This window comes from Photobacterium kishitanii, from assembly GCF_003026355.1.
Classification (GTDB): Bacteria; Pseudomonadota; Gammaproteobacteria; order Enterobacterales; family Vibrionaceae; genus Photobacterium; species Photobacterium kishitanii.
In genome coordinates, this window is record NZ_PYON01000037.1 from 1 (window position 1) to 8,588 (window position 8,588).

6 protein-coding genes and 6 tRNA genes are annotated in these 8,588 nt (G+C 37.4%); 4 read left to right on the forward strand and 8 right to left on the reverse strand.

What is annotated here, in order from left to right:
• The 6 genes from C0W29_RS21230 to C0W29_RS21255 all read right to left on the reverse strand — a co-directional run bounded on the left by C0W29_RS21230 (position 1) and on the right by C0W29_RS21255 (position 899).
• A tRNA-Leu gene (locus C0W29_RS21230) sits at positions 1 to 87 on the reverse strand.
• A 170-nt stretch (positions 88 to 257) separates the two neighbouring features.
• Positions 258 to 333 (reverse strand) — tRNA-Gly (locus C0W29_RS21235).
• A gap of 17 nt (positions 334 to 350) precedes the next feature.
• Positions 351 to 424 (reverse strand) — tRNA-Cys (locus tag C0W29_RS21240).
• Between the two features lie 52 nt (positions 425 to 476).
• A tRNA-Leu gene (locus tag C0W29_RS21245) sits at positions 477 to 563 on the reverse strand.
• A gap of 169 nt (positions 564 to 732) precedes the next feature.
• Positions 733 to 808, reverse strand: a tRNA-Gly gene (locus C0W29_RS21250).
• A 17-nt stretch (positions 809 to 825) separates the two neighbouring features.
• Positions 826 to 899 (reverse strand) — tRNA-Cys (locus C0W29_RS21255).
• Positions 900 to 1,427: 528 nt separating this feature from the next.
• On the opposite strand from C0W29_RS21255, the gene nirB reads away from it, so the two are divergent.
• The 4 genes from nirB (at position 1,428) to cobA (ending at position 6,138) form a co-directional block, all read left to right on the forward strand.
• A complete protein-coding gene (nirB, locus tag C0W29_RS21260) occupies positions 1,428 to 3,995 on the forward strand; it encodes a nitrite reductase large subunit NirB (protein ID WP_045043908.1) in 2,568 nt (855 codons plus the stop codon).
• Positions 3,992 to 4,318: a nitrite reductase small subunit NirD gene (gene nirD, locus C0W29_RS21265; protein ID WP_036794174.1), complete on the forward strand. Its 327-nt coding sequence runs from the start codon at positions 3,992 to 3,994 to the stop codon at positions 4,316 to 4,318. The genes nirB and nirD overlap by 4 nt, the downstream gene beginning before the upstream one ends.
• A 111-nt stretch (positions 4,319 to 4,429) precedes the next feature.
• On the forward strand, positions 4,430 to 5,248 hold the full coding sequence (gene nirC / locus C0W29_RS21270; protein WP_045043909.1) for a nitrite transporter NirC: 819 nt from the start codon (positions 4,430 to 4,432) through the stop codon (positions 5,246 to 5,248).
• A gap of 38 nt (positions 5,249 to 5,286) precedes the next feature.
• Complete coding sequence (gene cobA, locus C0W29_RS21275) at positions 5,287 to 6,138, forward strand: uroporphyrinogen-III C-methyltransferase (RefSeq protein WP_045045723.1); 852 nt, start codon at positions 5,287 to 5,289, stop codon at positions 6,136 to 6,138.
• 137 nt (positions 6,139 to 6,275) lie between these two features.
• Here the strand turns inward: cobA and C0W29_RS21280 are convergent, their stop codons facing one another.
• Positions 6,276 to 7,457, reverse strand: a complete 1,182-nt coding sequence (locus tag C0W29_RS21280) for a sensor histidine kinase (protein WP_045045722.1) — start codon at positions 7,455 to 7,457, stop codon at positions 6,276 to 6,278.
• On the reverse strand, positions 7,454 to 8,140 hold the full coding sequence (locus C0W29_RS21285; RefSeq protein WP_045045721.1) for a response regulator transcription factor: 687 nt from the start codon (positions 8,138 to 8,140) through the stop codon (positions 7,454 to 7,456). Before C0W29_RS21285 ends, C0W29_RS21280 begins: the two co-directional genes overlap by 4 nt.
• Positions 8,141 to 8,588: the final 448 nt, after the last annotated feature.

The window sequence follows — 8,588 nt, forward strand, 5'->3', positions numbered from 1 at the left end:
TGGTGCCCCGGGCCGGACTTGAACCGGCACAGCGCGAACGCCGAGGGATTTTAAATCCCTTGTGTCTACCAATTCCACCACCAGGGCACGCAATTTCTTGCGATGGGTAAGACACCATCTGTAGATACCGCCTAAGCCGTATCTTTTAATTTGGAGCGACACACGAGGTTCCCGATCTTGTAAACTCAGGCATGATCTCAACATTGTTGAGTCACCTCTTGTATTGCTGAATACTGACAACATCAATATTCTTAAATTGGAGCGACACACGAGGTTCGAACTCGTGACCTCAACCTTGGCAAGGTTGCGCTCTACCAGCTGAGCTAGTGTCGCATATTCTCATAAGAGAATGGAGGCGCGTCCCGGAGTCGAACCGAGGTACACGGATTTGCAATCCGCTGCATAGCCACTCTGCCAACGCGCCAACGTTGCTAGATTTCTCTAGGCTGTTGTTAATTACTTAACAACTAAATAGATGGTGCCCCGGGCCGGACTTGAACCGGCACAGCGCGAACGCCGAGGGATTTTAAATCCCTTGTGTCTACCAATTCCACCACCAGGGCACGCAATTTCTTGCGATGGGTAAGACACCATCTGTAAATACCGCCTAAGCCGTATCTTTTAATTTTGAGCAACACACGAGGTTCCCGATCTTGTAAACTCAGGCGTGACCTCAACATTGTGAGTCACCTCTTGTATTGCTGAATACTGACAACATCAATATTCTTAAATTGGAGCGACACACGAGGTTCGAACTCGTGACCTCAACCTTGGCAAGGTTGCGCTCTACCAGCTGAGCTAGTGTCGCATATTCTCATAAGAGAATGGAGGCGCGTCCCGGAGTCGAACCGAGGTACACGGATTTGCAATCCGCTGCATAGCCACTCTGCCAACGCGCCATATCGTAAAGAATTATATTCTTCACTAACCTTAGCGAGTAACCCGCTGCGGTATGTGGTGTAATTTACTGATTTTACGGACTGAGTCAACGAAAAATTATGACTTTTTATTTAAGTGGTCATTTTCCGTTACATCCACCTAAAAATCAGCCCATTTCTGATCAAAATCCACTCGCATCAAAATAATCACGATAAATTTAAAGGTTATCATCTCTTCTTAACTGCAATTGGTATTTTATACTAAACCCCGATAATTATCTTTATTCCCACTTAAATTGCATCTTGCTATTCACTATACCTACTAAAAATAAAGCCACCACCGTATTACCCCTAAAAATACAATCTCTAAAACAAAGCCACCTACTATACATAAGACCAAACCAATAAGAGTTAATATTTACCTCTAATTATTTGATTTTAAAGCATACCCCTTTAGGGTTATTTAAAGTTGGATTTGATTTGCATCATATTTATTCTACTTAACTATCAATAAGATTATCGTAATTCACGATGTTGTTAAGAGGATTTATGAGCAAAGTCAAAATAGCGATTATTGGTAACGGTATGGTTGGTCACCGCTATATCGAAGAACTAATCGATAAAGCTGACATGGATAAATACGACGTTACTGTCTTTTGTGAAGAACCACGCGTTGCTTATGATAGAGTTCATCTCTCATCTTATTTCTCTCACCACACGGCAGAAGAGCTATCACTCGTCAAACACGGTTTTTATCAAAAACATGGCATTAATGTCTTATTAGGCGAACGCGCCATTACAATTAACCGTGATCAAAAACTCATTTACTCTAACAGTGGTCGTGAAGTTCATTACGATAAATTGATCCTAGCAACGGGTTCATACCCTTGGGTTCCACCCATTAAAGGTAATGAATCAAAAGACTGTTTTGTTTATCGCACCATTGAAGATCTTAAAGCCATCGAAGCTACCGCTAAGCACAGTAAAAGTGGTGTTGTCGTGGGGGGTGGTCTACTCGGGTTAGAAGCTGCTGGCGCACTAAAAGCATTAGGGGTTGATACTCATGTAATTGAGTTTGCCCCGGTACTTATGGCTGAACAACTTGACCCACATGGCGGCGCACAACTTCGAAAAAAAATCGAACAACTTGGGGTTGTGGTTCATACAGGTAAAAACACTCAAGAAATTATTACTAAAGGTGAACATGCCCGTAATACATTAGCATTTGCCGATGGTACCTCCCTTGAAGTCGACTTTATTGTTTTTTCTACTGGTATTCGGCCACAAGATAAGCTTGCCCACCATTGTGGTTTAGGATTAGGTAATCGTGGCGGTATTGCGATTAATGACCACTGCCAAACATCTGATAACGATATTTACGCTATTGGCGAGTGTGCCTCATGGAACGACATGTTTTTTGGCTTAGTCGCTCCTGGTTATAAAATGGCTCAAATTGCTGTTGGCCATTTACTTGGCGAATCTCACACCTTTGAAGGCGCTGATATGAGCGCTAAATTAAAATTACTCGGTGTTAAAGTCGGCAGCATTGGTGACGCTAATGGTCGTACCCCCAACAGCAAAAGCTATGTATACCTAAATGAGCAGCAAGATGTTTATAAACGTATTATTGTTTCAGAAGATGGCAAACAACTTTTAGGTGCTGTCTTAGTTGGTGATACCGCTGACTATGGTAATTTACTGCAACTTAAATTAAATAATATTGAGTTACCTAAAAACCCAGATAGCTTAATTTTACCAGCCCATGCAGGTGCAGATAAACCCGCAATGGGAGCAGATGCACTACCTGATAGTGCTGTAATGTGTTCATGCTTTGATGTAACCAAAGGCAAGATCGCAGCTGCGGTTGCGGAAGGCCATACAACACTTGGTGAGATAAAAGCCGTCACTAAAGCAGGAACGGGGTGTGGTGGTTGTGTACCGTTGATTACTCAAGTCCTCAACAGCGAACTTGCTAAAGCCGGTATTGAAGTTAAAAATCATCTTTGTGAACACTTTGAATATTCTCGCCAAGAATTACTTCACCTCATTCGCGTAGAAGAAATCACCTCGTTTGAGGCTTTGCTTACCAAATATGGTAAAGGCTATGGCTGTGAAGTTTGTAAGCCAACGATCGGTTCAATCCTTGCTTCGTGTTGGAATGAATACGCCCTCACCCCTCAAAATACACCATTGCAAGATACCAATGATATTTTCCTTGGCAATATGCAAAAAGACGGTACCTACTCAGTCATTCCTCGTATGGCTGGCGGTGAAGTCACTCCTGTAGGATTATTAGCCTTAGCACAAATCGCTAATGATTATCAGCTTTATACCAAGATCACAGGTGCACAGCGTATTGGCCTTTTTGGTGCTCAAAAAGATGATTTACCACAAATTTGGCAACGTTTGATTGATGCAGGGTTTGAGACTGGCCAAGCCTATGCCAAAGCACTACGCATGGCAAAAACATGTGTCGGCAGTACTTGGTGTCGTTTTGGTGTGCAAGATAGCGTCGGCTTAGGTGTCCAGCTTGAAAACCGTTACAAAGGTATTCGCACCCCACATAAGATGAAATTCGGCGTTTCAGGCTGTACGCGTGAATGTGCCGAAGCACAGGGTAAAGATTTAGGTATTATTGCTACCGATGCAGGTTGGAATATGTATGTCGGCGGTAATGGCGGTATGAAACCACGCCATGCTGATTTATTTGCAGCTGATCTTGATACTGCAACCTTAATTAAATACATCGATCGCTACTTAATGTTTTACATTCGCACAGCCGACAAATTACAACGTACTTCAACTTGGTTAACGAGCTTGGAAGGCGGCGTTGATTATCTTAAAGAAGTTATCATCAACGATAAGTTAGGCCTTAACCAACAACTTGAAGCGGATGCAGAAAGGCTGATTGCCAGTTACCACTGTGAGTGGAAAACCACCCTTAGCAATGAGCAGCAGCTAAAACGTTTTGCCCACTTTATTAATAGTACTAAGCGTGATGACAACGTTATTTTTGTGTCTGAACGTGAACAACATCGTCCCGCTACTATTCATGAAAAAGCAATCAGTAATAAACAAGAAACAGCCGTTACTCTCTCATTGGAGGAGAAAGCATGAGTCAGTGGATTACAGTATGTAGCCTTGATGATTTAATTCCTGGCACTGGTATTTGTGCATTAATTGGCGATCAACAAGTAGCAATTTTCCGTCCAGATCATAGTGAACAACTTTTTGCTCTCAATAATAAAGATCCGTTTGCACAATCAAATGTGCTCTCTCGTGGAATTATTTGTCAACATCAAGATCAACTTTGGGTCGCAAGTCCACTCAAAAAACAACGCTTCTCATTAATTGATGGTCATTGTTTAGAACAACCTGAAATCAAAATCACTTGTTATCAGATCCAAGTACAACAAGGTCAAGTACAAGTAAGTTTGTAATTAGAGCAGTAATGAGTTTGGCAGAAGTTGCCAAACTCTTTTGCCATAGGTTGAGGCGACAAACTGTCATTAACCTATGACAAACAGTTTTAATTATTACAGGGAAAACGTATGTACACTGATACCATCAAAAAATGTTCAGCAAATGCTGCTCGTATTGTTGAATTTGCACAAAAAGAAAAATTAGGCTTCTGGCTAAGTTCAGCGATGGCGGGCGCCTATGTCGGCTTAGGCATTATTTTAATTTTTACGCTAGGTAATATGGTTGATCCAAGTATTAGGCCTCTTGTTATGGGAGCCACATTTGGTATCGCCTTAACATTAGTCATTATCGCAGGATCTGAACTTTACACCGGACACACTATGTTTTTAACTTTTGGTGTAAAAACGGGTCAAATTACCGTTGCAGATACAATGCGTGTTTTACCTCAAACATGGATGGGTAACTTATTAGGATCTGTCGGTGTTGCGCTACTTTTCTTCTATGCTGGCGGTGGTAACCTTTTAAATGATACTAACAGCCTATTAAACAATGTTGCGCTAGCAAAAACGGCCGCTCCAGCTTCAGTATTACTGTTTAAAGGTATTCTTTGTAACTGGCTTGTTTGTTTAGCCATTTGGATGTGTCAACGAGTTGAAGGCTCTGCGAAATTCATCGCTATTTGGTGGTGTTTATTAGCCTTCATCGCTTCAGGCTATGAGCACTCTATCGCGAATATGACTATTTTTGCACTATCTTGGTTCGGCGTACATAAAGAGGAATTATCCCTTGCAGGTATTGGTCATAACCTCCTTTGGGTAACAATCGGTAATACTATCTCTGGCGTAGTATTTATGGGATTAGGTTATTGGTTCACCACACCAAAATCACAACGTCCGATTATTCAACCGACATCAACAGACACTCAACCGCAACCACAAACAGTGTAATCATACCGATAATAATGACACAGCCTTGGAGCAAATGTATGCCACAACAAGACGCCTTATATACTTTATCTACTTCAAAAAATATCGGTAAAGTGATCCTTGTAGGTGCTGGACCTGGTGATCCTGACTTGCTAACAGTAAAAGCAATGCGTTTGATTCAACAGGCTGATGTCATTGTTTATGATCGTTTAGTATCTGATGAAATCGTTGCAATGTTCCCACCTCATAGCCATCTTATTTTTGTCGGTAAAGAAGCAGGAAATCACTGTGTTCCCCAGCAGCAAATAAATAGTTTATTGGTTGAGCATGCACTTGCAGGTAAACAGGTAATACGCCTAAAAGGTGGTGACCCGTTCATTTTTGGTCGTGGTGGTGAGGAATTAGAGGCATTACTGCCATTCAATATTCCTTTTGAAGTAGTACCAGGGATCACCGCAGCATCAGGTTGTGCCGCCTATGCTGGCATTCCATTAACCCATCGTGATCATGCTCAAAGTGTACAATTTATTACTGGGCATTTAAAACAAGGCCAAGATCAAATTGATTGGCCGTCTCTAGCGCGATCTAATCACACCTTGGTGTTTTATATGGGATTAAACCAGAGCCATGTAATTCGCCATAAACTCAGTGCGTATGGTATGTCGCTAGCAACGCCTATTGCCATCATTGAACGCGGAACTAGTTCACAACAACGGGTACATACCAGTGATCTAGCACATTTAGAATCATTAGCAAAAGACGCTAAAAGCCCTGCTCTTATAGTCATTGGCAGTGTCACAACTCTCACCCACAGCTTAAATTGGTTCCAAGCTAAACAAGAAGCTGAAACGCAAAGCTACCCTAAATTTTATCAATACCAAGCACATCAACCAACACGTAAAATAAGCTGACTCAATCAAATAAAAAGGCACTTAGAAATACTTATTTTTCTAATTGAAAGTGTATAAGACCTAAGTGCCTTTTTCATTAACAACTCTAATAAACATGATCTGTTCACAATGTGAATAACGAAATATATCAAATCTAATTATATAGTTTTAGGTAAAATTAATGTCACCTGACTTCCTTTGTTGCTATTAGATAAAAATACCCTTCCATTAAGATAGTTAACTATCTCATAAATTAAAAGCATACCAATACCAAACCCATTTTTAGTTGATATATAATCAATATTTCCATTATTAAATGACTCTATAATTTTATTATCAAACCCATCACCATCATCACTTATTTTTACTACATCATAATGCTCATAAGATTGATATATTATTTCTATTTTACATTTCATATATTTTATGGAGTTTGATAATACATTTAAAATAACGATAGAAAGCAGTTTTTCATCAGATAAAATAACATTGTCCGTATTTACATGATTAATAAAAAAATCTATTCCTAAGCAACCTTTAGATTTATCAATAATTTTTTTTAGATTAATATATTTATTATTTATCGGTATAGTTCCACTTAAAACCTTTAATAAATATAGACTAGACTCACATAGAATGTTGAGGTTTCTCACTTGAATATCTAATCTTTTAAGTAAAAAATTATCATTTAAACTCACTTCATTCATCATATCACTGGTTAATTGGATTGCAGATAATGGAGTTCTAATATCATGAGGAAGAGATCCAAATATCATTTTTTGTCGTTTTAATAAAAGATCGATATCTTTTGCCATTTTATGCTGATTAACAATGAGTTTTTTAATAGAACTTGGTCCCTTAACATCTACTCTTTTTTTAAAATTTCCATTTAAATAATTTACTGATAATATATGCAAAGATTTAATTCCATTAGTCCACGTTTTTAGCGATAGAACTAAAACAAACAAAGTACATATTATTTGTATAATATCCTCACAAATATTAAGCCACATTATTTTTTTTACAATTGGATCGTTTTTATAAGCCGAACTATTAAATGTTACTCTTATTTGTCTCTCTCTATACTTTTTTGTTAGTGTAAGTTCATCATCATCAATAGGTTTAAAATCATCTGTATTAGTATCACACTGAAATAGCCATATATATTCTTCATTATCCCTATGAGTATTAAAACCCTCAAGAACCATTTCTACTCTATGGTAATTAAACTCAAGCTCTAATTCATTTTTATGATCTTCAATAAAAATTTTACTAATAACACTGCTAATTACATGGCCAATCAACAATGATATAACAATCTGAGAAATAAAAGTTTTCATATTTTAATAACGCAATAATTCAAATAGAATCCTTTATTTCTACGATTCTTAACAAGATCAATATCAGGAAAAATCGCTGCTATTTTTTTTCTAATTGAAAATATGCGCATATATACTGAACGATCTTCGAGTTGATATGAAAATCCATGAATCATCTCAAATAATTCAAACACAGGTACGGGACGATTTTCTTTAATCAATATTTCTAAAATTTCTACCTCTGCTGGAGAAAGAGACACTTTATTATGTTTATAACATAAACAAGATATATGAGTATCAAGGTAAAAATTATCATTAACCACATTCAATTTATCATTTAAAACAGGTCGAATTTGCCTTTTAATTCTTTCACGAAGAGCGTTTGTTCTAATAGGCTTAGTTATATAATCATCAGCACCCAAGGATAAAGCATTTGTTTCTGTTATTTCACTATCATTCGCTGTCATAATTATGACTGGATGTATATATCCTTGATCTCTCAACGATTTTAAAATACTTAATCCAGAAACTTTGGGCAATTGAATATCTAATAAGACTAAATCTGGCTTTTTATCAAATATGTATTCTACCGCATTCTCACCCGATGATATGCAACTAACATTATAACCTTCGATACTAGAAAGAAAATAACATAGCATTTCTCTCAACTGTTGATCATCTTCAATTATTAGTATGTTAGACATTGGTCTGCTCTCTATATTTTAATATCAATTAAATCTAACAACCAATACTCTGGAGTTATAACCATTAAGTAGTTGATAAAAAAGATTAAATTAATTCAATGTTTAGACACTCAATAGACAACCATAAACGATCTCCCAACTAAAGATAAAGTAAGTATAGTTAAGCAATACTAAGCAGAAACTACAAAAAACGATTTCATTAAATTAAGAATAATTACTTATAGACTTAACTATCCTTACTTACCTTTAGTATTAAATATAATCATAAATATTTATTATAAAAAATAAACACCAACAATAATAATGGCAAAAGTTACATGACACAAAAATATACATTTTCTGATGGTAAATCAAAAGTAATACTAAGCTTTTTATTACAGCCAATTGTTAATACAATTTTAAAAACAATAAATGCTTATGAATGTTTAAGCCAAGTAGAAAATATAAC